The organism is Paucibacter sp. KCTC 42545 (genome assembly GCF_001477625.1).
Taxonomy (GTDB): domain Bacteria; phylum Pseudomonadota; class Gammaproteobacteria; order Burkholderiales; family Burkholderiaceae_C; genus Paucibacter_A.
In genome coordinates this window covers 4,639,499-4,659,124 of sequence record NZ_CP013692.1, presented here as the reverse complement: position 1 = coordinate 4,659,124, position 19,626 = coordinate 4,639,499, and the positions used below count along the sequence as shown (strand labels likewise).

18 protein-coding genes are annotated in these 19,626 nt (G+C 63.6%); 7 read left to right on the top strand and 11 right to left on the bottom strand.

The window, feature by feature from the left end:
* Nucleotides 1-39 precede the first annotated feature (39 nt).
* Nucleotides 40-1,554 (bottom strand): CoA-acylating methylmalonate-semialdehyde dehydrogenase, encoded by a 1,515-nt coding sequence (locus AT984_RS19905; RefSeq protein ID WP_058721590.1) that lies wholly within the window; start codon nucleotides 1,552-1,554, stop codon nucleotides 40-42.
* Nucleotides 1,555-1,649: 95 nt separating this feature from the next.
* Here AT984_RS19905 and AT984_RS19900 point away from each other — a divergent pair, with 95 nt between their 5' ends.
* Both AT984_RS19900 and AT984_RS19895 read left to right on the top strand, forming a co-directional pair.
* Nucleotides 1,650-2,657, top strand: a complete 1,008-nt coding sequence (locus AT984_RS19900) for a LysR family transcriptional regulator (RefSeq protein ID WP_058721589.1) — start codon at nucleotides 1,650-1,652, stop codon at nucleotides 2,655-2,657.
* Nucleotides 2,658-2,700: 43 nt separating this feature from the next.
* Nucleotides 2,701-3,600: a YecA/YgfB family protein gene (locus tag AT984_RS19895; RefSeq protein WP_231741472.1), complete on the top strand. Its 900-nt coding sequence runs from the start codon at nucleotides 2,701-2,703 to the stop codon at nucleotides 3,598-3,600.
* A 46-nt stretch (nucleotides 3,601-3,646) separates the two neighbouring features.
* Here the strand turns inward: AT984_RS19895 and AT984_RS19890 are convergent, their stop codons facing one another.
* The 3 genes from AT984_RS19890 to AT984_RS19880 all read right to left on the bottom strand — a co-directional run bounded on the left by AT984_RS19890 (nucleotide 3,647) and on the right by AT984_RS19880 (nucleotide 6,986).
* Nucleotides 3,647-4,978: an Hsp70 family protein gene (locus AT984_RS19890; protein WP_058721588.1), complete on the bottom strand. Its 1,332-nt coding sequence runs from the start codon at nucleotides 4,976-4,978 to the stop codon at nucleotides 3,647-3,649.
* Between the two features lie 101 nt (nucleotides 4,979-5,079).
* A complete protein-coding gene (locus AT984_RS19885) occupies nucleotides 5,080-6,354 on the bottom strand; it encodes a D-amino acid dehydrogenase (RefSeq protein ID WP_058721587.1) in 1,275 nt (424 codons plus the stop codon).
* Between the two features lie 17 nt (nucleotides 6,355-6,371).
* The gene (locus AT984_RS19880; protein ID WP_156422138.1) at nucleotides 6,372-6,986 is read right to left on the bottom strand and encodes a LysE/ArgO family amino acid transporter; all 615 of its coding nucleotides are present in this window, start codon (nucleotides 6,984-6,986) and stop codon (nucleotides 6,372-6,374) included.
* A gap of 106 nt (nucleotides 6,987-7,092) precedes the next feature.
* On the opposite strand from AT984_RS19880, the gene AT984_RS19875 reads away from it, so the two are divergent.
* Both AT984_RS19875 and AT984_RS19870 read left to right on the top strand, forming a co-directional pair.
* Nucleotides 7,093-8,019: a LysR family transcriptional regulator ArgP gene (locus tag AT984_RS19875; RefSeq protein ID WP_058721585.1), complete on the top strand. Its 927-nt coding sequence runs from the start codon at nucleotides 7,093-7,095 to the stop codon at nucleotides 8,017-8,019.
* A gap of 213 nt (nucleotides 8,020-8,232) precedes the next feature.
* Complete coding sequence (locus tag AT984_RS19870) at nucleotides 8,233-8,460, top strand: hypothetical protein (RefSeq protein WP_156422137.1); 228 nt, start codon at nucleotides 8,233-8,235, stop codon at nucleotides 8,458-8,460.
* Nucleotides 8,461-8,560: 100 nt separating this feature from the next.
* On the opposite strand, the gene AT984_RS19865 is transcribed toward AT984_RS19870, so the two are convergent.
* The 4 genes from AT984_RS19865 to AT984_RS19850 all read right to left on the bottom strand — a co-directional run bounded on the left by AT984_RS19865 (nucleotide 8,561) and on the right by AT984_RS19850 (nucleotide 12,048).
* Nucleotides 8,561-8,983: a universal stress protein gene (locus AT984_RS19865; RefSeq protein WP_058721583.1), complete on the bottom strand. Its 423-nt coding sequence runs from the start codon at nucleotides 8,981-8,983 to the stop codon at nucleotides 8,561-8,563.
* Between the two features lie 80 nt (nucleotides 8,984-9,063).
* Nucleotides 9,064-9,837, bottom strand: a complete 774-nt coding sequence (locus AT984_RS19860) for a metallophosphoesterase (protein WP_058721582.1) — start codon at nucleotides 9,835-9,837, stop codon at nucleotides 9,064-9,066.
* A gap of 244 nt (nucleotides 9,838-10,081) precedes the next feature.
* Complete coding sequence (locus tag AT984_RS19855) at nucleotides 10,082-10,867, bottom strand: YecA/YgfB family protein (RefSeq protein ID WP_082680383.1); 786 nt, start codon at nucleotides 10,865-10,867, stop codon at nucleotides 10,082-10,084.
* A gap of 212 nt (nucleotides 10,868-11,079) precedes the next feature.
* A complete protein-coding gene (locus tag AT984_RS19850; protein ID WP_058721580.1) occupies nucleotides 11,080-12,048 on the bottom strand; it encodes a LysR family transcriptional regulator in 969 nt (322 codons plus the stop codon).
* A 193-nt stretch (nucleotides 12,049-12,241) separates the two neighbouring features.
* Between AT984_RS19850 and AT984_RS19845 the strand changes: the two genes are divergently transcribed.
* Nucleotides 12,242-12,493 carry a hypothetical protein gene (locus AT984_RS19845; RefSeq protein ID WP_058721579.1) on the top strand — a complete coding sequence of 84 codons (252 nt, stop codon included), beginning with the start codon at nucleotides 12,242-12,244 and terminating at the stop codon, nucleotides 12,491-12,493.
* A 90-nt stretch (nucleotides 12,494-12,583) separates the two neighbouring features.
* Here the strand turns inward: AT984_RS19845 and chrA are convergent, their stop codons facing one another.
* Complete coding sequence (chrA, locus tag AT984_RS19840) at nucleotides 12,584-13,933, bottom strand: chromate efflux transporter (protein ID WP_058722487.1); 1,350 nt, start codon at nucleotides 13,931-13,933, stop codon at nucleotides 12,584-12,586.
* A gap of 120 nt (nucleotides 13,934-14,053) precedes the next feature.
* Entirely contained in the window at nucleotides 14,054-15,934 is a 1,881-nt protein-coding gene (locus AT984_RS19835) for a phosphoenolpyruvate carboxykinase (GTP) (RefSeq protein WP_058721578.1), read from the bottom strand.
* A gap of 556 nt (nucleotides 15,935-16,490) precedes the next feature.
* On the opposite strand from AT984_RS19835, the gene AT984_RS19830 reads away from it, so the two are divergent.
* Nucleotides 16,491-17,945 carry a Shedu immune nuclease family protein gene (locus AT984_RS19830; protein ID WP_058721577.1) on the top strand — a complete coding sequence of 485 codons (1,455 nt, stop codon included), beginning with the start codon at nucleotides 16,491-16,493 and terminating at the stop codon, nucleotides 17,943-17,945.
* Between the two features lie 338 nt (nucleotides 17,946-18,283).
* Complete coding sequence (locus tag AT984_RS19825; RefSeq protein WP_058721576.1) at nucleotides 18,284-18,736, top strand: DUF4172 domain-containing protein; 453 nt, start codon at nucleotides 18,284-18,286, stop codon at nucleotides 18,734-18,736.
* Between the two features lie 66 nt (nucleotides 18,737-18,802).
* On the opposite strand, the gene istB is transcribed toward AT984_RS19825, so the two are convergent.
* Nucleotides 18,803-19,540, bottom strand: coding sequence for an IS21-like element helper ATPase IstB (istB, locus tag AT984_RS19820; protein WP_058719889.1), 738 nt, complete (start codon nucleotides 19,538-19,540; stop codon nucleotides 18,803-18,805).
* Nucleotides 19,541-19,626 lie beyond the last annotated feature (86 nt).

Genomic DNA, 19,626 nt, shown 5'->3' with positions numbered 1-19,626 from the left:
AAGCGCAGCGGCGTCCTGCCCGCTGCGCTCGGCAAGCGTTCAGCGGCTTTGCGGCATCACAAACTCAGCACCCTTGGCCACGCTGGCGGGCCAGCGCTGCATCACGCTCTTTTGCTTGGTGTAGAAGCGCACGCCTTCTTCGCCGTAGGCATGCATATCGCCGAACAGGCTCTTCTTCCAGCCACCGAAACCATGCCAGGCCATGGGCACAGGAATCGGCACATTGATGCCCACCATGCCGACTTGGATGCGGCGCGCGAATTCACGCGCGACATTGCCGTCGCTGGTGTAGCAAGCCACGCCGTTGCCGAACTCATGGGCGTTGACCAGGTCCACCGCCTGCGCAAAGTCAGCCACCCGCACGCAAGCCAGCACCGGGCCGAAGATCTCTTCCTTGTAGATGCGCATTTCCGGCGTGACATGGTCGAACAAGGTGCCGCCGGTGAAGAAGCCGTCTTCAAAACCCGCCACCTTGTGGCCGCGGCCATCGACCAACAACTGCGCGCCTTCTTCAACGCCGGTGCCGATATAGCCCTCGATGCGATCACGCGCCTCGCGGGTGACGATGGGGCCCATCTCGGCGTCGAGTTCCATGCCGTTCTTGATCTTCAATGCACGGGCACGCTCGGCCAGCTTGGGCACGATCTTGTCGGCCACATCGCCCACCAGCACCGCCACGGAGATGGCCATGCAGCGCTCACCCGCCGAGCCGTAGGCCGCGCCGATCAGGGCGTCCACGGTTTGCTCGATGTCGGCGTCAGGCATCACCACCATATGGTTCTTGGCGCCGCCCAGGGCTTGCACGCGCTTGCCGTTCTTGGCGCCGGTCTCGTAGATGTATTGGGCGATGGGGGTTGAACCCACAAAGCTCAGCGCCTTCACATCGGGGTGATTCAAAAGCCCGTCCACCGCCAGCTTGTCGCCCTGCACGACGCTGAACACGCCATCCGGCAGGCCAGCTTGCTTGAACAATTCAGCCACGAACAAGCTGGGCGAAGGGTCGCGCTCGCTGGGCTTCAAGATGAAGCAATTGCCGGTGACGATGGCCATGGGCGCCATCCACATCGGCACCATGAAAGGGAAATTGAAAGGCGTCACGCCGGCCACCACGCCCAGGGGCTGGCGCAGGGTCCAGTTGTCCATGCCGGTGGAGACTTGGTCGGTGAAATCACCCTTAAGCAGCTGCGGCGCGCCGCAGGCGAACTCGACGATGTCGATGCCGCGCGCCACTTCGCCCAGCGCGTCGGTGAAGACCTTGCCATGCTCGGCCGTGATTATGGCGGCCAGCACTTCTTTGTTCTGGTTCAGCAGTTCCAGGAACTTGAACATCACGCGGGCGCGGCGCAGCGGGGGCGCATCAGCCCAGGCCGGGAAGGCGGCCAGCGCGCCGGCCACCGCCGCGTTGACATCATCCATGCTGGCCAGCTGAACCTGGCGCGCCACGGCGCCCGTGGTCGGGTTGAACACGGCCTGGCTGCGGCCGGAGTTGGCGGCTTGGGCTTGGCCGCCAATGAAGTGGGTCAGGTCAGCGGTACTGGTGTAGGGGGTGGGCATGACAGGTCTCCTTGAGCTTGGACAGAGTCTAGGCAGCTCGCGCCGCGCTGCCAATCCCAGTTCGCCGATTTGATTGTTCGATATCATGAACAATCATGAAAGCCGCCAAGCTCAACAAAGCCACCGAATTCCGCCACGATGTCTTGTGGGGCCAGCTCCATGCGCTCACCGTGATTGCCCAGCTGGGCAGCTTCACCAAGGCCGCGCAAAGGCTGGGCTTGTCGAAAGCGGCGGTCAGCCAGCGCATCAGCGAGCTGGAGCGCGCCATGGGCCAGACCCTGGTGGCGCGCACCACCCGCTCGGTGCGGCTCAGCGAAGCCGGCCGGGAACTGGTGGCAGAAACCGAGGCCAGCTTCGCCCACATCACCCGCACGCTGGGCGCGGCGCGTGATGCCGTGGGCCAGGCGCGCGGCCTCTTGCGCATCACCGCACCGGTGGCGCTGGGCCGCCAGCATGTGGCGCCGCTGCTGCTGAGTTTTTTCCAGCAGTACCCCGAGATTCAGGTGGAGCTGGACCTGAGCGACCGCCTGGTGCCGCTGGCGCAAGAAGGCTTTGACCTGGCGATCCGCCACACCAGTGCGCCGCCCGACACCCATGTGGCTTTCAAGCTCTGCGCCTCACGCGCCCTGCTGGTGGCCAGCCCCAGCTATTTGCAGGCGCATGGCGCGCCCAGCCATCCGCAAGAGCTGGCCGAGCACGCCTGCCTGGCTTATCTGCGCCCCGGGCCGGCCGCTTGGCTGTTCGAACGCACCAGCGACGCAGGAGCAAGCGCCGAGCCACAGCGCCAGCGCGTGCCGGTGCAAGGGCCGCTGCGCGCCGGCAATAGCGAGATCCTGCGCGAGGCCGCCCTCGCCCATCAAGGCCTGACCCTGTTGCCGGACTTCACCGTCGGCCCGGCCTTGCGCGATGGCCGTTTGGTCGAGGTGCTCAGCGACTGGCGGCCGGTCGGCTTTTTCGGCGAGGCGATCTACGCCATCCACCCCTGGAGCAACACCACGCCCAGGCCGGTCAAGCTCTTGATCGAACATCTGGCGAAACACATGAAGGCGGGGTTTGGGCCTGAAGTGAGCAAGGCCGCCGCCTCGAAGCGACTCAGCGGCTGAACACATCAAGCCCTCCACACCCAAACGGCGGGACAATACCGGCATGAGCACCTCCAAGCCCCCTCGCCCCTCTTCCTCCCGCCCGGCCGCTGCAAGGCCCGGTGGCCGCAGCGGCCCTGGCCCCGCCTCACATCCGGGCGCGCGCCAAGGTGCACGTCAAGGGGAGCGCCAGAGTGAGCGCCCGGGTGCCAGGCCGGATTCACGGCCAGATTCACGGCCTGGTGCGAAACCCAGTGGCGCCGCCGCCAAGCCCGCCGCCGCCCCCACACCCAAGGCGCCCCTGCTGCCGCTCAATGAAACCGAGATGGCGCAGTTGGAAGACTTGCTGGACCGCGTGCCCGCACCGCTGGAGCCACTGGACATCAGCATGTTGGACGGCTATTTGGTCGGCGTGCTGCTGCAGCCCAAGGCCGTGCCGGCTTTTCAGTGGGGCCGCTATGTGCTGGACAGCGAAGGCCGCGCCGCGCCGGCCGGCTTTGACAGCCGCGTGTTGATGAATCTGGTCAAGCGCCGCTACCAAGAACTCAACCAGGCCATCGTCGATCGCCAGTGGTTCGACCCCTGGGTGTTCGAGCTGGCATTCGATGAGGAAGACGAAGAGGCCGACGACGACGCCAATCCCTCGGAAGTGCTGTTCTCCTGGGTGGCTGGTTTTGCCCTGGCCACCGATGTCTTCCCCGATCTGCTGCGCGAGGATGCGGCCGATTTGCTGGAGCCCCTGGCCGCGATCTTCATGCATCTGGATCCCGAGGATCTGGAGGACGCCGACGACTTGCTGGAAGAGATTGAAACGCTGGAGCCGCCCAAGGACGTCAGCGAGGCGGTGGAAAGCCTCGTCAGCGCCTGCCTGATGCTGGCAGATGTGTCGCGGCCGCAAGCCCGGCCAGCAGCGCCACAGCGCCCGCCTGCCCGGCGCGGGCCGCCGCCTCGTGGCCGTTATTGAGCCGCTGAACCCGTAAGCCCGTGATACCGGGCTTCAGTACCGCCGCTCAGCGCGCGAACAAGCGCGCTGCGTGCAAGCCCAGGCCCGTGGCCACCGAGGCAAAGCGGTCGCCGCGCACCAAGGTGGCTTGCGGATAGTCGGCAGCGATGCGCTCGGCCAGCAAGCGCAGGCCGGTGGAGCCGCCGGTGAAGTAGAGCGCGTTGATCTGCTCGGGCTTCAAGCCAGCCATGGCCACGGTTTCGCGGCCGCATTGCACGATGCGGTTGATGTCGGCGTCCAGCGCCGCCACGGCCACGGTTTCCGACAGCTCGATCTGCAAGCCGTTCTCGACGATGCCGAGGTCGATCACCGTGTCGCCGCCGCCCGAGACCGCGATCTTGGCGCCTTCGGCGCGCGCCGCCAGCTCATGGCCCAGATGGTCTTCCACCACCGTCATCAGGCGCTGGTGATGCTGCACATTGCCGTAGAAACTGCGCATGCTGCGCAACTCGGCCACGCGACCGGGGCTGTAGACGGTGTTGATCAAATGCCAGGTGGCGAGGTCAAAGTAGACGCCGCTGGGCACTTCACGCGCTGGCGAGCCCGGGCGCTCGGGGCCGTGGCTGCGGTAGCCGAATTCACGCAAGATGCTGGCCAGCTCGACGTGGCGGTCAAAGTCGGTGCCGGCGATGTGCACACCGTGGTTGGCCAGGATGTCGTCACGACGATCCAGGCGCTGCATGCGCTGCGGGCCGACGCGCACGACGGAAAAGTCCGAGGTGCCGCCGCCGATGTCGGCCACCAGCACGATTTGCTCTTCGGTGGCCTGGCTTTCAAAGTCGAACGCGGCCGCGATGGGCTCAAACTGGAAATGCACTTCATCAAAGCCGGCCGCATGGGCCGCGCCTTCCAGCGACTTTTGCGCAGCGGCGTCACGCGCCGGCTCGCCATCCACAAAGAACACCGGCCGGCCCAGCACCACCTTGTTCAGTGGCGCGTCTGCGCCGGCAGCCAGCGCCTTGCTACGCAGGCGCTTGAGGTAGCCGGCCAGGATGTCGACGTACTTGATGCCACGGCCGCCGCCCACATCGGTGGTTTGGTCGATCAGGCCCGAGCCCAAAATGCTCTTCATCGAGCGCATCAGGCGGCCGTCGCTGCCTTCCACATAGGCGGCCACCGCGGCGCGGCCAAAGGCGCGCGGCGGGCCATCGGCGTCGTGGCGGCCTTCGACAAAATAGAACACCGCCGTGGGCATGGTCAGGTGGCCGGGCTCCAGCTCAACCAGGTCCATGGCGGCTTTTCCGTCACCGGTGTGGCGACGCGGAATGGCAATCGCCGAGTTGGACGTGCCAAAGTCGATGGCGCAAAAACTGGCCGAATGGGGGATGGAGGAGCTCATGGGGACCGCGAACAGAAGGGGCGCGGATTGTACCGGGCGCGCCCTTCTTCCGCCCTTGCCCCTCACTCAAGGCAAGGGCGACCCAGTCCCCGCGCGCGGGCTTAGAGCCCGTAGCAGCCGAAATCCATCGCGGGCTTGCGGCCGGCCATCAGCTCGGCCATGGCCAGGCCGGAACCGGCGCCATGGGTCCAGCCCAAAGTGCCGTGGCCGGCATTGATCCACAGATTGCTGGCCTTGCGGCTGCGGCCGATGTAGGGGATGTTGGTGGGCGTGCTGGGGCGCAGGCCGGTCCAGTAATTGGGTTCGCTCAGATCGGCCACGCCAGGGAACAGCTCCTCATAACGGCGTACCAGCGCGGCGCAGCGGGTGCGCGAGGTGGGGCGGTCGAGGTCGTTGTCAAAGCCGCACAGCTCGGCCGTACCAGCGATGCGGATGCTGTCACCCAGGCGCGAGATGGCGATCTTGCGCGTGTCGTCCAGCAAGCTCACCACGCTGGCCTGCTCGGGCTTCTTCAGCTTCAGGGTGGCGGAATAGCCCTTGGCGGGGTAGATATTGAGGAATTCGCCCAGCGGCTTGACCAGGGCCGGGGTGTAAGAGCCCATGGCGGCGACAAAGGCATCGGCCTTCAGGTCTTGCTTGGCGCCGCTGCGCACGGAGGCGATCTGCACCTGGTCGATGGTGGAACCCGTGCGCGACAGTTGCAGCACCTCGTGTTCCCACAGGAACTTGGCGCCGCGTTGCTGGCACAGCAGCGCCAGCTTCTGGGTGAACACGCAGGCATCACCCGATTCATCGCTGGGCGTGAAGGTGCCGCCGAAGATATTGGCACCGAAGCTGGCCAGGGCCGGCTCCACCTTCAGCACTTCTTCGCGGCTCAGCACGCGGCGGTCCACGCCGTGGCGGCGCATGATTTCGGCCCCGGCCACGCCATTGTCAAAGTCAGCTTGCGAGGAGAAGAAGTGCAGGATGCCGCGCTCTAGGCGCTCATACTCAATGCCGGTCTGCCCCACCAAGTCCTTCAGGGCGGCGTGGCTGTAGCGGCCCAGCTGCACCAGCTGCTCAACATTGCGCTCAAAAGCAGCGCTGGTGCACTGGGTCAGAAAGCTCAGGCCCCAGATCCATTGCTTGGGGTCCAGGCTGGGGCGGAACAGCAGCGGCGAGTCATCGCGCAGCAACCACTTGGCCACCTTGAAGGGCGCGCCGGCATTGGCCCAGGGCTCGCAAAAGCTGACCGAGATCTGCGCACCGTTGGCAAAGCTGGTTTCCAGCGCGGCGTCTTTCTGGCGGTCCACCACCGTCACCTCATGGCCCTGCTCCAGCAAATACCAGGCGGTGCAAACGCCGATGATGCCGGCTCCAAGTACGACGACTTTCATTGTCTGAACTCCATGCGTCAGGCCCCCAGCGGGCCCAGCAATAGTTGAAAACCCAAAAACCACATCAGCAGGGCAACGGCGCCATCAATGGCCCGCCACACCCAAGGCTTGCTGAGCATGGGCGCCGCCGCAGCCGCCCCGAAACCCAGCAAGGAAAACCACATCACCGAGGCCAGGCCCGCGCCCAGGCCAAAAGCCCAGCGTAGGTCAACACCAGCAACATCGGCAAATTGCGCGCCCACCGTACCCAAGAGCAGCACCGTGTCTAAATAGACATGCGGATTCAGAAATGTCATGGCCGCAGCGCTGAGCAAAGTGGCGCGCAAGTCCGTGCCGCTGGCCTGCGCCTGCAAGCTGCCCGCGCCCACCCAGGCGCGCTGCGCCGCCTTCAGGCCATACAGCAGCAAGAAGGCCGCACCACCCCAGCGAAAGACGTTCAACAAGAGCGGGCTGGAAGCAATCAGCGTGCCCAGGCCGAACAAGCCCAGGGCGATCAAGAGCACATCCGACAAGCTGCAAAACAGCACCACCGGCGCCACATGGCGGCGCAACAAGCCTTGGCGCAGCACCAGCGCGTTTTGCGCGCCGATGGCCATGATCAAGCCGGCGCCCGTCAGCCAACCTTGGGTCATTGCGGCAGCGCTGTCGGGAGTGAGGCTCATTGGGCGCGGATTGTCTACAGGAAGCCGGCAAACTAGAAGTAGGATTCATATTTCTCGGCACACATTAGGCGCACTAATGAAAGACCTCGATCTCGCCAGTCTCGATTGCCTCACCGCCCTGGCAGATGAACGCAGCTTCGAGCGCGCCGCCCAGCGCCTGGCCATCACCCAAAGCGCTGTCTCGCAGCGCCTGCGCAGCCTGGAGTCGCAAGTCGGCCAGTTGCTGGTGGTGCGCTCGCGCCCGCTGCGCCTGAGCGAGCCCGGCAAAGTGCTGCTGCGCTACGCCCGCCAATTGCAAGCCATGCGCACCGATATGGCACGCGAACTGGGCAGCCGGGTGGCGATGGACGAGCGCATTGCCATCGCCGTTAACGCCGACAGCCTGGCCACCTGGGTGCTGCCGGCGCTGGACCGGGTGGTGCAAGACGGCCTGAATCAGGGCTTCGGCCTGGAATTGGTGGTGGACGATCAGGACTTCACCCACGACTGGTTGCGCCAGGGCGAGGTGCTGGGCTGCGTCAGCACCGTGCGCCAGGCCCTGCGCGGCTGCGCGGTGCAGACGCTGGGGGTGATGCGCTATGTGGCGGTGGCCAGCCCGGCCTTTTGCGCCAAGCGCCTGCCCCAGGGGCTGTTCGAAGGCAATTTCGCCAGCACGCCCTTCTTGGTGTTCAACCGCAAAGACGACAGCCAGGCCCTGTGGGTCAGCAAGGCCTTCGGCGTGCGCCAGCCACGCCTGCAAGAACGCTATGTGCCTTCCAGCGAAGCCTATGTGCGGGCGGTGTGCATGGGCTGGGGCGTCGGCGTGGCACCCGAGCTGCAAGTGCGCCCGCTGATTCAAAGCGGCGAGTTGCAAGTGCTGCGGCCCGAGATCAGCGTCGATGTGACGCTCTACTGGCATCAGTGGAAGCTGCTGACCGAGCAGACCGCAGCGCCGGCCCGTGTGGCCTTGCTGGATCAGATTGGCCAGGCCCTGGCGGCCGGCGCCAAGCTGGCCCTGGCCTGACTGTGGCGCGCGCGCCAAGTGCTGCCGCCGCCGGTCGGCCCCGGCCGTGACAACAGTCACCTTTTCCCAACTAAGTACATATTTACCCCCAGTTTGGGGGTTCGTTTTTTGCCTGCCTGCCGCACACTCAAAGCACAAGAACGCAGCGCCTAAGTAGCAGCCTCGAAGCCGCCATCTGAATCGGCCCACACGAAGAGACAAGCGAGGTTTGATATGCGATTTGCACCTGCATTGCGCTTTTTCCGCCGCAGCCCCGCCACGCCCCTGGAGCAAGACCCGGCCGATATGGGCACTGCTTTCGGCATGGAAGCCAGCCTGGACGGCAGCGATGATTTCCGCAGCAGCCAGCCCCCGATGGAGCTGGAATCCCAGCGCGCCGCCGCTGGCAATGGCGGCCATCTGGAATCACCGCTGGCTTGGCTGTCCAGACGCAGCAACTGACTCACCCTCAGCGGCACGCCCAAAAAAAATGGGCCGCAATACGCGGCCCATCGTTTTCTTGGCGCCTGGCCAGATGGCCTAGGGCGCGAGAAAATTCAACTCAGCGCACCAGCAAGGTGGGCACGCGGCAGTTCGCCATCACCTTGGTGGCGACCGAGCCCATCACCAGATTGCCCAGCGCGCCATGGCCGTGCGAGCCCAGGACCAGCAGGTCGAAGTCGCCCTTGTCCGCGGTGCTGGCGATCACATCGGCGGCCGGGCCGACCTTGTTGACGTAGTCGACCTTGACCTTCTTGCGAGCGAAGAACGTGCGCAGGGTCTTGAGCACCTTCTCGCCTTCGTCGGCGTAGTAGCCCTTGAGCACTTCCTTGTCCAGCACAGCAGCGGCACGCGGTGGCACGGCCGGCACCACATGGATCACGGTGTAGGCATTGGTCTCGCTCAACCATTCGTCGTGAGCCGCCAGATAGGCCAACATGCGCTTGGTAAAGGGGCTGCCATCGACGGCGATCAAGATCTTCATGGTGTGTGCTCCAAGAGTTAGGTACTCAACAAATCCAACTCAAAGTCTGACAGCAAAGCAGGCGTTTTGCTTGACCTTCGTCAATCAAAAACCTCGATGTGTGCGTTTGCCAGAAAGCCCGCGGGCTCGTTCTTGCGCGCATGTCCTCGGGCATTGCAGATGACGCGGGTCACCCCCAAGCGGTAGTCGTTCTGGCAATGCAGATGGCCATGCAGCCATAGGCGCGCCAAGGGCAGCAGGGCTTCGTCGTCATTGCAAAAGCTAGCCGTGCCGGGCTGCTTGCCGTAGCGCGGATCGGCACTGCGCAGCGACGGTGCGAAATGGGTGATGACCACGGTGGCATCCCACTCACCGCTTTTTTGCTCACCCAGCGCCAACTGCTCGGCCAACCAGTCGCGGCAGCGCAGGGCCTCGGCGCGCACGGCGGCCGCATCAAAAGACTGGCCGTCGCGGCTGGCCGCCATCACGCGCTGAAAGTAGCCGGCGGCGCGCATAGCGCGCTCGCGCTGGGCCACGCCGAAGACATCGAAATCGCTCCAGCGCGTGCTGCCCAGAAAGCGCACGCGGCGGCCTTGATCATCAAGCCGGATGCAAGCGCTGTTGTCGAGTAAGGTGAAGCCCAGCTCGGCCGATAGGGCCTGCAAACCGGCCCGCGCCGCGTCGAAATCGCGCTGGTCATACTCATGATTGCCAGGCACAAAGATCACCGGCACCGGCCAGTTCTGAAAGCGGCGCAGGCCTTGCCAGCCGCTGTCGATGTCGCCGGCAAGGATCAACAACTCCGCGCCAGGTGCAGGCTCGGGCTCGAAGGCTTCGGTTTCGAGGTGGAGGTCGGAGAGGAGTTGGAGGCGCATGGGGCGGGATGAAGACTCAGGTGGCGGCCGGTGCCGCAAGAACCCGCTCGATCTTTGGGCTCGGAGCTGCTCGCTGCACGGTGTTGCAACAGGGCGGTCTGTCCCGCAAGGTCTAGTCAGTTGGGGACTTCGCCCGGACCCAATCAGGCCCTGCGGCCTGATTGGCGCCTGGCGGAGGATTGGCCGCCTGCCAGCGGCCAAGCAGAGCTACTCGCTGCGCTCGGGCGGTCTGTCCCGCAAAGTCTTAATTAGCGCCGTGGCATTGCTTGTACTTGCGCCCCGAACCGCAATGGCAGGGGTCGTTGCGGCCGAGCTTGGGGCCTTCGCGGCGCAGGGTTTCAACGCGATAGCGCTGCTCTTGCGTCAGGTCGCACAGGTCGGCCACGGTCACCACCATCTCTTCGATGGCGTCGTCCAAATCCTTCAACGGATGCTCGCGGTCCAGGGTGGCAACCACTTCCTTTTCCTCCGGCGTTTCGGCCGGCAGGTGGCGGTAGAGGCGGGCCAATGCAGCCATCACGGCATCGTTGTCCATCTCCGACAGCTCGGGGAAGCACAACGCGGCATGTTGGAAGCCAGCGACCCAGGGCATCAGGGTGCGCGAGATCAGGCTCATGCTGTTGTAGGTGGCGCGGGCTTCGGCCTGCTCGGGGTCTTCGTCGACCGGCGCTTGCTCAGCAGCCGCCTCGGCACCTTCAGCAGACTCAGCCGGCTCGTCCAGATCCAGCACCACGGGGTCGAACCAGCCGTCTTCCACCATGGCCTTGTTGAGTGCCGTGTGGCGGCGCTCGGTCAGCTCGCGGATGCGGGCCAGCCAGGTTTGGTCGACTTCCTCGGGCAGCACGCCACCGTCGTAATCGAAGATATTGGGCAGCCACTCATCGATGTCGATCAGGCGCGGTTGCACCAGCACACCGCAGAGATAGCCGTCCAGCATGGAGGCATCCAGCGGCTGCAGCGGCGCGGGCGTGTTGGCAAGCAATTCGTCGAGTTCGGCGAATTCGGATTCGGTCAGGTCGGAGGTGCTCATGCGCCAATTGTCGCCGCAGAAGCCAACAAACGGAATTGGCGGCGGCAAACAGCACGCTCATGCCTGCTTCAATTCACCTCGAACTGGTTTGTCGCCGCAGAAGCCAACAAACGGAATTGGCGGCGGCAAACAGCACGCTCATGCCTGCTTCAATTCACCTCGAACTGGTTTGTCGCCGCAGAAGCCAACAAACGGAATTGGGCGACAGCAAACTAGCCCGGCGGCGAGCTGCCCGCCACCACAGCCGGCAACTGCGCCCGCCCCGCCGCGGCGATCAAACAAGCGCGCATCCAGCGCTGGGCGCTGCGCGCCTCGCTGCGCAGATGCCACAGCATGTCGACATTGACCTTGGACAGCTGCACCGGCAGCGGCCGCTCCAGCAGCTTGTCGCGAAAGCCGGTGGCTTCGATGAAGCGGGTGGGCAGCACGGTCAGCAGGTCTGACTGCGACACCACCCGCCCCGCGGTGAAGAACTGATTCACCGTCAACACGATGCGGCGGCTGCGGTTCAACGCGTTCAGCGCTTGATCCACAAAGCCATGCGCCCGGCCGGAAAAGCTCACCAGCAAATGGTGGGCCGCGCAAAAAGCGTCCAGGTCCAAAGGCAAGTCGGCCAAGGGGTGGTCGCGGCGCATCACGCAGACGTATTCGCTGTCATACAAGCGGTGCTGGCGGATTGCCGCCTGGTTGCCCTGCGACTGCAGCGCTGCCACCGCGCTGGGGAAATAGCCCACGGCAAAGTCCACCTCGCCCTGCTCCAGCAAGGCGCGCGGATCGCGGGTGGTCAGCGGCAACACATGCACATTGGCCAGCGCCCGCGCCTCCTCCAACTGCGCCACCAGCGGCGGCAAAAGAAGCGCCGCGGTGGCATCGGCCATGGCGATGCGGAAGGTGTATTCCTCGCTTTCGGGCTGAAATTCACCCGGCACCAGCAGGGTTTGCAAGCGCTGGAGGATCAACCTCACCTCAGGCCACAGACCTTCGGCCCGGGAGGTGGGCTTCATGCCAAAGGCCTGTCGCACAAACAGTTCCTCACCCAGCGCCTCGCGCAAACGCTTGAGCGCGTGGCTGACGGCGGGCTGGGTCATGGCCAGGCGCTGCGCCGCGCGGGTCAGGTTGCGTTCGGCCATCACGGCGTCGAACACGCGCAGCAGATTCAGATCCAGATTAAGGAAGTTCATGACGGCGAATCAAGGTTGAGGCATTGATATGCGAATTGTTTATACAACGGATTCAAACAATTCATTAGCGGCATGCCTAGGGTTTACCCCATAATTCGCTCATCGCTTCAACAAGAAGCACCCACTGCAGTCAGTCCGCCTCGGTACCAACCGGTTAAAACGGAAGCGTCGACTGCCAAATCTAGGAAATACCATGAGCGTCGCTACCCAAACCTTCGGCCGTCCCCTGAGCCACAGCCTGCATTTCAATGTCCGCCACAGCGGTTCCTTCGCCGCCATCGGCGCCCGCGTCTGGTTGAACCTGGCTGCCAAGGTCAAGGCCCGTATCGCCGCCGCCTCCGAAGCCCGCGCTTCCCGCGAACTGCTGGCCCTGGCTCAAGAGTACGAGACCAGCATGCCTTCCTTCGCCGCCGAACTGCGCGCCGCTTACAACCGCCGCAGCTGAACCGCGCAGATCGGTTCGCCCAGAGAAAAGGCCCTTAGGGGCCTTTTTGCATTGGTGGCCCGCTTGTTGCCGGCCAATGCCAGCCACGCCTCAAGCAAGCAGCAAACGGCCCATGCTGAGCGCCAAGCCCGCCAGTGCCGCGCCCAGCACCACGGTCATCACACTTACCTGGTAGCGAAACAAGGCCACGGCGGCCACCAAGCCGATCAGCGCCGAGCGCCAATCGAAGGGCCCGGCCAGGCCCTGCGGCCACAGCACGTGATACGCAAAAAACAGCGCCAGATTGACGATCACGCCCACCACCGCCGCGGTGACGCCCGTCAGCGGCGCGGTGAGTTTCAAATTGCCATGCGTGGTCTCGATGAAAGGGCCGCCCAGCAAGATGAACATGAAGGACGGCAAAAAGGTGGCACAGGTGACCACGGTCGCCGCCACCGCGCCGGCCAGAAACAACGCGTCCGGGCCCAACAAGGCGCGGCTCCAGCCGCCGACAAAACCCACGAAGGCGACCACCATGATCAGCGGGCCAGGCGTGGTTTCGCCCAGGGCTAGTCCATCCATCATCTGCGCCGCATTGAGCCACTGAAAATGCTCCACCGCACCTTGGTAGACATAGGGCAGCACGGCATACGCACCGCCAAAAGTCAGCAAAGCCGCTTTGGTGAAGAACCAGGCCATCTGCGTCAGCACCGCATCCCAGCCGAAGGCCAGCGTCAGGCCGGTGATGGCCAAGAACCATAGCCCCAGAAAGAAGGCCAGCACGCGGCGGAAATGCCGCCAGCTGAACACGGCATGCGCGGGCGTGGGGGTGTCGTCGTCGATCAAGGCCGGGCCGCCAGACGCCTTGGCTGCGCCATGTCCGCCGCCGACCGCGAACTTGTCCGGCGCATAACGGCCGCCGAAATACCCAGCGACGCCAGCGCACAAAACGATCAGCGGAAAGGGCAGCTGCAAGGCGAAGATGGCCACAAACGCGGCCACGGCGATGCCCCACAGCCAGCCATTTTTCAAAGCCCGCGAACCGATGCGATAAGCGGCGAACACCACGATGGCCGTCACCGCAGGTTTGATGCCATACAACACCCCTGCCACCGCCGGCTGCTGACCAAAGGCCATATAGACCCAGGACAGCGCAATCAGAATGAACAGGGACGGCAGCACGAAAAGCCCGCCCGCCACCAGCCCGCCGGGCGTGCGATGCATCAGCCAGCCAATATAGGTGGCCAGCTGCTGCGCCTCCGGGCCGGGCAAGACCATGCAGTAATTGAGCGCATGCAGGAAGCGCCGCTCCGAAATCCAGCGGCGCCGCTCGACCAGTTCCTGGTGCATCAGCGCGATCTGCCCAGCCGGCCCGCCGAAGCTAACAAAGCCCAGTTTGAGCCAGAACACAAAGGCCTCACGAAGCGAGACGGGGTCGGGCGCGCTCGCGCCCTCCCCCATGCTGGGCGGTAGATTCGACATCCGGCGAATATCGCACAAGCAAAAAGAAGCCCGGCCGAGGCCGGGCTGGTTTACTTGCCGCCGCTGCTGTGCAAAGCGACGGCAGGCGCTGAGCGGACCTTACTCGGCCTGCAAGCGCGCCTCGATCAGCGCCTTGGTGGCGGGCAGTTCCACCGGCAGGTGGTAGGCCAGCTGGGCAAACAGCTCATCGTGCAGCTTCATTTCGGTGGCCCAGGCGGCCTTGTCGATATGGGTGGTGATGTTGAACTGCTCTTGGCTGAAGTTCAGGCCGTTCCAATTGATGTCTTGGTAGCGCGGTGTCACGCCGAACGCGTGTTCCTCGCCCTGGCCAGTGCCTTCCACGCGGTCCAGCATCCACTTCAGCACGCGCATGTTCTCGCCGTAGCCAGGCCAGACGAACTTGCCATCGGCGCCCTTGCGGAACCAGTTGACGCAGTAGATTTGCGGCAGCTTGGCACCGGTGGTGGCGCACAGGGTTTGCAGCTTCTTGCCCATGTCCAGCCAGTGCTGGAAATAGTCCGACATGTTGTAGCCCATGAAAGGCAGCATGGCGAATGGGTCGCGGCGCACCACGCCTTGCTGACCAGCAGCAGCGGCGGTGGTTTCCGAACCCATGGTGGCGGCCATGTAGACGCCTTCCACCCAGTTGCGAGCCTCGGTCACCAGCGGCACGGTGGTGGAGCGGCGGCCGCCGAAGATGAAGGCATCGATGGGCACGCCGGCGGGGTTGTCCCACTCGGAGTCCAGCGCCGGGTTGTTGATGGCCGAGACGGTGAAGCGCGCGTTCGGGTGCGCGGCCTTGGCGCCGGTTTCCTTGGCAATGGCGGGCGTCCAGTCCTTGCCTTGCCAGTCGATCAGGTGGGCGGGCGGCGTGTCGGTCATGCCTTCCCACCACACATCGCCGTCGTCGGTAAGTGCGACGTTGGTGAAGATCACGTCCTTGTTCAAGCTGGCCATGCAGTTGAAGTTGGTCAGCGTGTTGGTGCCCGGCGCCACGCCGAAGTAACCCGCTTCCGGGTTGATGGCGTAGAGGCGGCCATCGGCGGCAGGCTTGATCCAGGCGATGTCATCACCGATGGTGGTGACCTTCCAGCCCTCGAAGGCGGCCGGCGGGATCAGCATGGAGAAATTGGTCTTGCCGCAAGCGCTGGGGAAGGCTGCAGCGAAGTGGTACTTCTTGCCCTCGGGCGAAGTCACGCCCAGGATCAGCATGTGCTCGGCCAACCAACCTTGGTCGCGGCCCATGGTGGAGGCGATGCGCAGGGCGAAGCACTTCTTGCCCAGCAAGGCGTTACCGCCGTAGCCGGAGCCGTAGGACCAGATTTCGCGCGTTTCGGGGAAATGGACGATGTACTTGGTCTGGTTGCAAGGCCACTTCACATCGGCCTGACCGGCTTCCAGCGGTGCGGCCACGGTGTGGACGCAAGGCACGAACACGCCGTCATCACCCAGCACGTCCAGCACGGCCCGGCCCATGCGGGTCATGGTGCGCATATTCACGGCAACGTAAGGGCTGTCGGACAGTTCCACGCCGATGTGGGCGATCGGCGAGCCGATGGGGCCCATGCTGAAAGGCACGACGTAGAGCGTGCGGCCCTTCATGGCGCCCTTGAACAGCGCCTTGTCGCCGGTCTGCAGCAGTTCGCGCATCTCGGCCGGTGCCATCCAGTTATTGGTCGGGCCGGCGTCTTCCTTCTTGGCGGAGCAGATATAGGTGCGATCTTCAACCCGGGCGACGTCGCTGGGGTCGCTGCAAGCCAGGAAACTATTGGGGCGCAGGGCCGGATTGAGTTTCTTGAAGGTACCGGCGGCCACCAACTGCTCGCACAGGCGGTCGTATTCGGCTTGGCTGCCGTCGCACCAGTACACATCACGCGCTTGCGTGAGCGCGGCGACTTCGGCCACCCAGGCGATCAAACGCTGGTGTTTCACGTATGCCGGCACATTCAAGCGCAGGCCTTCCATCACGGGCTGGTTCATAGCTTTCCCAATCAAAGTTAAATCAGTATTGGGTCAAGCTCGGTAGCAAGCACTCACCTAATGGCGCGTGCCGCGGGTCGGGCCTGACCCAATGCCGTTCAACAGGCCGGCCCCGATAGGAGGCTTTGGCGAGATGTGGCAAAAGCCGACGCAGGGTGGTGTTCGGACTGGTGCAGCAGCACGAGCCCCGGTTGGGGCTCGCACAGACGTGATTGTCACCCCAATGTAACCATGCCGTAACTCGCCGAAACCCCGGGTTTATGCATTTGCCGAATGAAGCTATGCAAGAACTCACAGCTCGCGCGCGAACGTGACGCTGACCGGGTCACTCCGGATGTCGGTGTCGAAAACCATTCATCTCTGAACTTTGTTCGTTCATGTCTGAACTTTTACGGAGGGCGCCTTAGCGGGCGCGTCTTGGAGATAAGTGTGGGCCAGCGCGCTGAGCGCTGCCGATGCTCACCGCCTCAACTGGCCTACCTAGCGTGAGAGCCACCAGAGCCGCGCCAGCTGTGCCTCCTCCTTGACGCAGAATTCGCCAAAAGGGAGTGTGGCGATGGCGACAAAATCAGTCTGGCAGGCGCTGGGCATTCAGGACCAGTTGGCAGATCGAATCACCTTCGACTGCGAGAAGTGCGCAGAAGGCGGAACCGACGTCTATTTCCATCTGATGCCGCCGCCAAACCACCTTATGGACATGGTTCGCCGGTGGCGACTTATGACCGTGGCGGATGGCTTGCTCACCATCTATCCGTTCAAGAGCACGGTCAACGGATACGAACCCAAATATGAAGGCATCGATCGGATAGTCATCGGCCGGCGTCGCCATGACGCCTGGGAAGAGCCGGAGGGCGACGGTGACGTGCAAAGCCTGCTCGAACGCCTTCCCGAGGGGTTGGAGACCAATCCGCTGAACGGGCTGGGCTTCACCAGTCTCGATCGGTCGATCCCCCAGTCCATCGCTGCCGCGGCAAGCGGAGTACTAATCTTCATCCAAGGCGGGGACAAGCCGCCGTATCTCAAAGATGACCTCTACGTCATCAGCGAGCTGTACTTGAAGCGCCTTGTGCGTGGAATGAGATCAATTTCGTCGCGGCATCAGCGACAGGCGAGAACAGAGAAGCTGATTCTTGCCCACAACTCGCTGCTGTCGGCGATGGACGAAAATAAGTTTCCGCCACGCCAGAAGAAGCTCAGCCCCGAGGCCATGTACGAATTGGTCCAGGTCGGGCGAAACTACGCAGGCATCCCGAAGACGTCGCAGCGCAGTGTCGTGGGAATGGTCTCCGAGAACGCTCAGGCCATCGCAAAAAATGCACCGGATGTCTTGTACGAGCTGGCTGCCAAGATCGAGCGCGTGACGCTGCAGGAGATGATCGCCAAGTATGAGGACATGCTGACCAAGGGTCTGAAAGAGACTAAGTGGCAGCGCTTCTTCGAGGCGAACACCTTCATCCTCTCGCTCGTGTTCACGGTACCTACGGTGTTCGTGCAGGAGACGCCATATGTGCACGGAAAGAGGGTCGACGGCAAGGGCGGCAGATTTTCTGACTTCCTCATGCGTGGGCAAGGCACCGGCAATGTTGCGCTCATTGAGATCAAGTCGCCGGAGACGGATCTGCTGACGGCGTATCGCGCCGAGCAGCCGTGCCCATCCACGGAGCTGGTGGGCTCTATCACCCAGGTGCTGGGTCAGCGTCGGCGGCTCACCACTGGTTGGCACAACCTCAAGGGCGAGGACAATGGGGCGCTGTCAAACGCCGAGTTGTACTCGCCGCAGGCCGTCGTTTTGATCGGCAAGACGCCGACGGCCAAGGCAGAACGGGAAGCGTTCGAAGCCTTTAGGAACGTCGTGAAGGACGTCGCCGTGATCACATTCGACGAATTGCTACTGCGGCTTCAGTATTTATACGAGGCCCTGGCCGCTCAGCCTGCACCTCCGCCGCTGGACGTGGCGCCGCCTTCGCCCGATGCGACCGAGGGCGGCGACGAGAGCACTGATCTGTTTTGAGCAGAGCCGGAGGTAATCCGATAGTTCGAACAAGGGCGCAAAGAGCGCCTTCAGGCCTATACCTTACTTGGCGATTCCAACTTAAACGCAAAGCGAAAGCCTGGAGGGCCGTATGACCCTTGCTGGCCAAGGGGGGGCCAGCACGAAATGCGGAAGTGAAAACGAGGCTTGTCTAGGTCGGTGCCAGCACTGGTTCGAACCGAACGGATCATCGTCGTCGGTGCTTCAAGCGCTTGCGACGCCAGCAATGGGCTGGCATATGGATAAGGCAATGCCGTTGAGGCAAATCCCTGTTGAATTGCCTCACAAAATGAGGCGAACGACGTACGATTCGCCTCATGAGCACTTGGATCTGGGTACAACCGAACTGGCCTCGTCTAGTCTACGACGCCGCACTCGCTGCGCCCGAGCTGGCCGAGGCTTACACCATGCACGGCCTGGTATCAGGCAAGGCCTCTGCAATCGGCCTGGGCAGCACCAGCCAAATTGCGCTCGATGTGTTGACCGCCGAAGTGCTTTCCACGGCCGCTATCGAAGGCGAGCGGCTCAACGCCGATTCGGTACGGTCTTCGGTCTTACGTCGACTCGGATTGGCCAACACAGGTTCCAGCGACCGCCACGTTGACGGTCTGGTGGACGTGATCAGTGATGCCATGATGGTCCATGATCAGGCTCTCACCGAGGAGCGCCTGTGCCGCTGGCTGCGTATTCCATTGATCGCGGACACCGATTCCACGCTCATCGCGGACAGTGTTCCACGCGATGGCGGACACCCCGGACTGGGATCCTGAGTGACGGCGGGGATGGTAACGCACAGACCTCAGATGAGCGTTTAGTGGCCGGGTGGCGCAGGGGCATCAACGCCCGTTGGCCAGCTTCCTCATGGACTCCCCTTTGAGGGCCAGTTTGTGTGAGCCATGCACGATGCGGTCCAGGATGGCGTCAGCCAAGGTGGGATCATCCAGCCAGGTGTGCCAGGCCGTCACCGGCAATTGGCTGGTGATGAGTGTGGCGCGGCTGCCCACGCGGTCATCCAGCAACTCCAGCAGGTCATTGCGCTCGTGTGCGGCAATGGGGGCAATGGCAAAGTCGTCAAGAATCAGTAGGTCCAGTTTGGCCAGTTGAGCCAGCCGACGGGTGAAGCTGCCGTCCCCGTGCGCCACATGCAGTTCCTCCAGCAGGCGCGGGGCGCGGGCGTAGTAAACCGAGAAGCCCAATCGTGCAGCTTGCTGGCCCAGCGCGCAGGACAGCCAGGTTTTGCCGCAACCGGTGGCACCTGTGAGTAAAACGTTATGCCCGTGGCGTAGCCAGTCTCCGCCAGCCAGTGTTTGGATGGTGTCGCGGCTGAGTCCGCGGTTGCTGCGCCAATCGATGTCTTCCAGGCAGGCTGTGGAGACCTTCAGCCGGGCGGCTTTGAGCAGCCGCTCCTGGCGTTTGCCGTCGCGCCAGTCCAGCTCCCGCTGTACCAGCAACGCAAGGCGTTGGTCAAAGGGGAGTTCGGCAACGTGGATCTGGTTGGCAGGATCCGTCAGGGCTGCTGCCATGCCGTCTAGGCGCAGCGTTCTGAGTTGTTGCAGTGTGTGTTCGTTGAGCATGTTGATTCCTTGTTGAATCGGTGTTTTGTTTGGCGTCTTAGTTAGACGTTATGAATCGGGTTCTTCGATAAACACAGGCCCCTGCC

Excerpts from the sequence above, each read along its gene's own strand:
- AT984_RS19835 (WP_058721578.1), bottom strand. The coding sequence starts at position 15,934 with ATGAACCAGCCCGTGATGGAAGGCCTGCGCTTGAATGTGCCGGCATAC.
- AT984_RS19880 (WP_156422138.1), bottom strand. The coding sequence starts at position 6,986 with ATGACCCAAGGTTGGCTGACGGGCGCCGGCTTGATCATGGCCATCGGC.
- istB (WP_058719889.1), bottom strand. The coding sequence starts at position 19,540 with ATGCTCAACGAACACACACTGCAACAACTCAGAACGCTGCGCCTAGAC.
- AT984_RS19890 (WP_058721588.1), bottom strand. The coding sequence starts at position 4,978 with ATGAGCTCCTCCATCCCCCATTCGGCCAGTTTTTGCGCCATCGACTTT.
- AT984_RS19885 (WP_058721587.1), bottom strand. The coding sequence starts at position 6,354 with ATGAAAGTCGTCGTACTTGGAGCCGGCATCATCGGCGTTTGCACCGCC.
- chrA (WP_058722487.1), bottom strand. The coding sequence starts at position 13,933 with ATGGGGGAGGGCGCGAGCGCGCCCGACCCCGTCTCGCTTCGTGAGGCC.
- AT984_RS19830 (WP_058721577.1), top strand. The coding sequence starts at position 16,491 with ATGGCGACAAAATCAGTCTGGCAGGCGCTGGGCATTCAGGACCAGTTG.
- AT984_RS19870 (WP_156422137.1), top strand. The coding sequence starts at position 8,233 with ATGCGATTTGCACCTGCATTGCGCTTTTTCCGCCGCAGCCCCGCCACG.
- AT984_RS19905 (WP_058721590.1), bottom strand. The coding sequence starts at position 1,554 with ATGCCCACCCCCTACACCAGTACCGCTGACCTGACCCACTTCATTGGC.
- AT984_RS19895 (WP_231741472.1), top strand. The coding sequence starts at position 2,701 with ATGAGCACCTCCAAGCCCCCTCGCCCCTCTTCCTCCCGCCCGGCCGCT.
- AT984_RS19865 (WP_058721583.1), bottom strand. The coding sequence starts at position 8,983 with ATGAAGATCTTGATCGCCGTCGATGGCAGCCCCTTTACCAAGCGCATG.
- AT984_RS19900 (WP_058721589.1), top strand. The coding sequence starts at position 1,650 with ATGAAAGCCGCCAAGCTCAACAAAGCCACCGAATTCCGCCACGATGTC.
- AT984_RS19850 (WP_058721580.1), bottom strand. The coding sequence starts at position 12,048 with ATGAACTTCCTTAATCTGGATCTGAATCTGCTGCGCGTGTTCGACGCC.
- AT984_RS19875 (WP_058721585.1), top strand. The coding sequence starts at position 7,093 with ATGAAAGACCTCGATCTCGCCAGTCTCGATTGCCTCACCGCCCTGGCA.
- AT984_RS19855 (WP_082680383.1), bottom strand. The coding sequence starts at position 10,867 with ATGAGCACCTCCGACCTGACCGAATCCGAATTCGCCGAACTCGACGAA.
- AT984_RS19845 (WP_058721579.1), top strand. The coding sequence starts at position 12,242 with ATGAGCGTCGCTACCCAAACCTTCGGCCGTCCCCTGAGCCACAGCCTG.
- AT984_RS19860 (WP_058721582.1), bottom strand. The coding sequence starts at position 9,837 with ATGCGCCTCCAACTCCTCTCCGACCTCCACCTCGAAACCGAAGCCTTC.
- AT984_RS19825 (WP_058721576.1), top strand. The coding sequence starts at position 18,284 with ATGAGCACTTGGATCTGGGTACAACCGAACTGGCCTCGTCTAGTCTAC.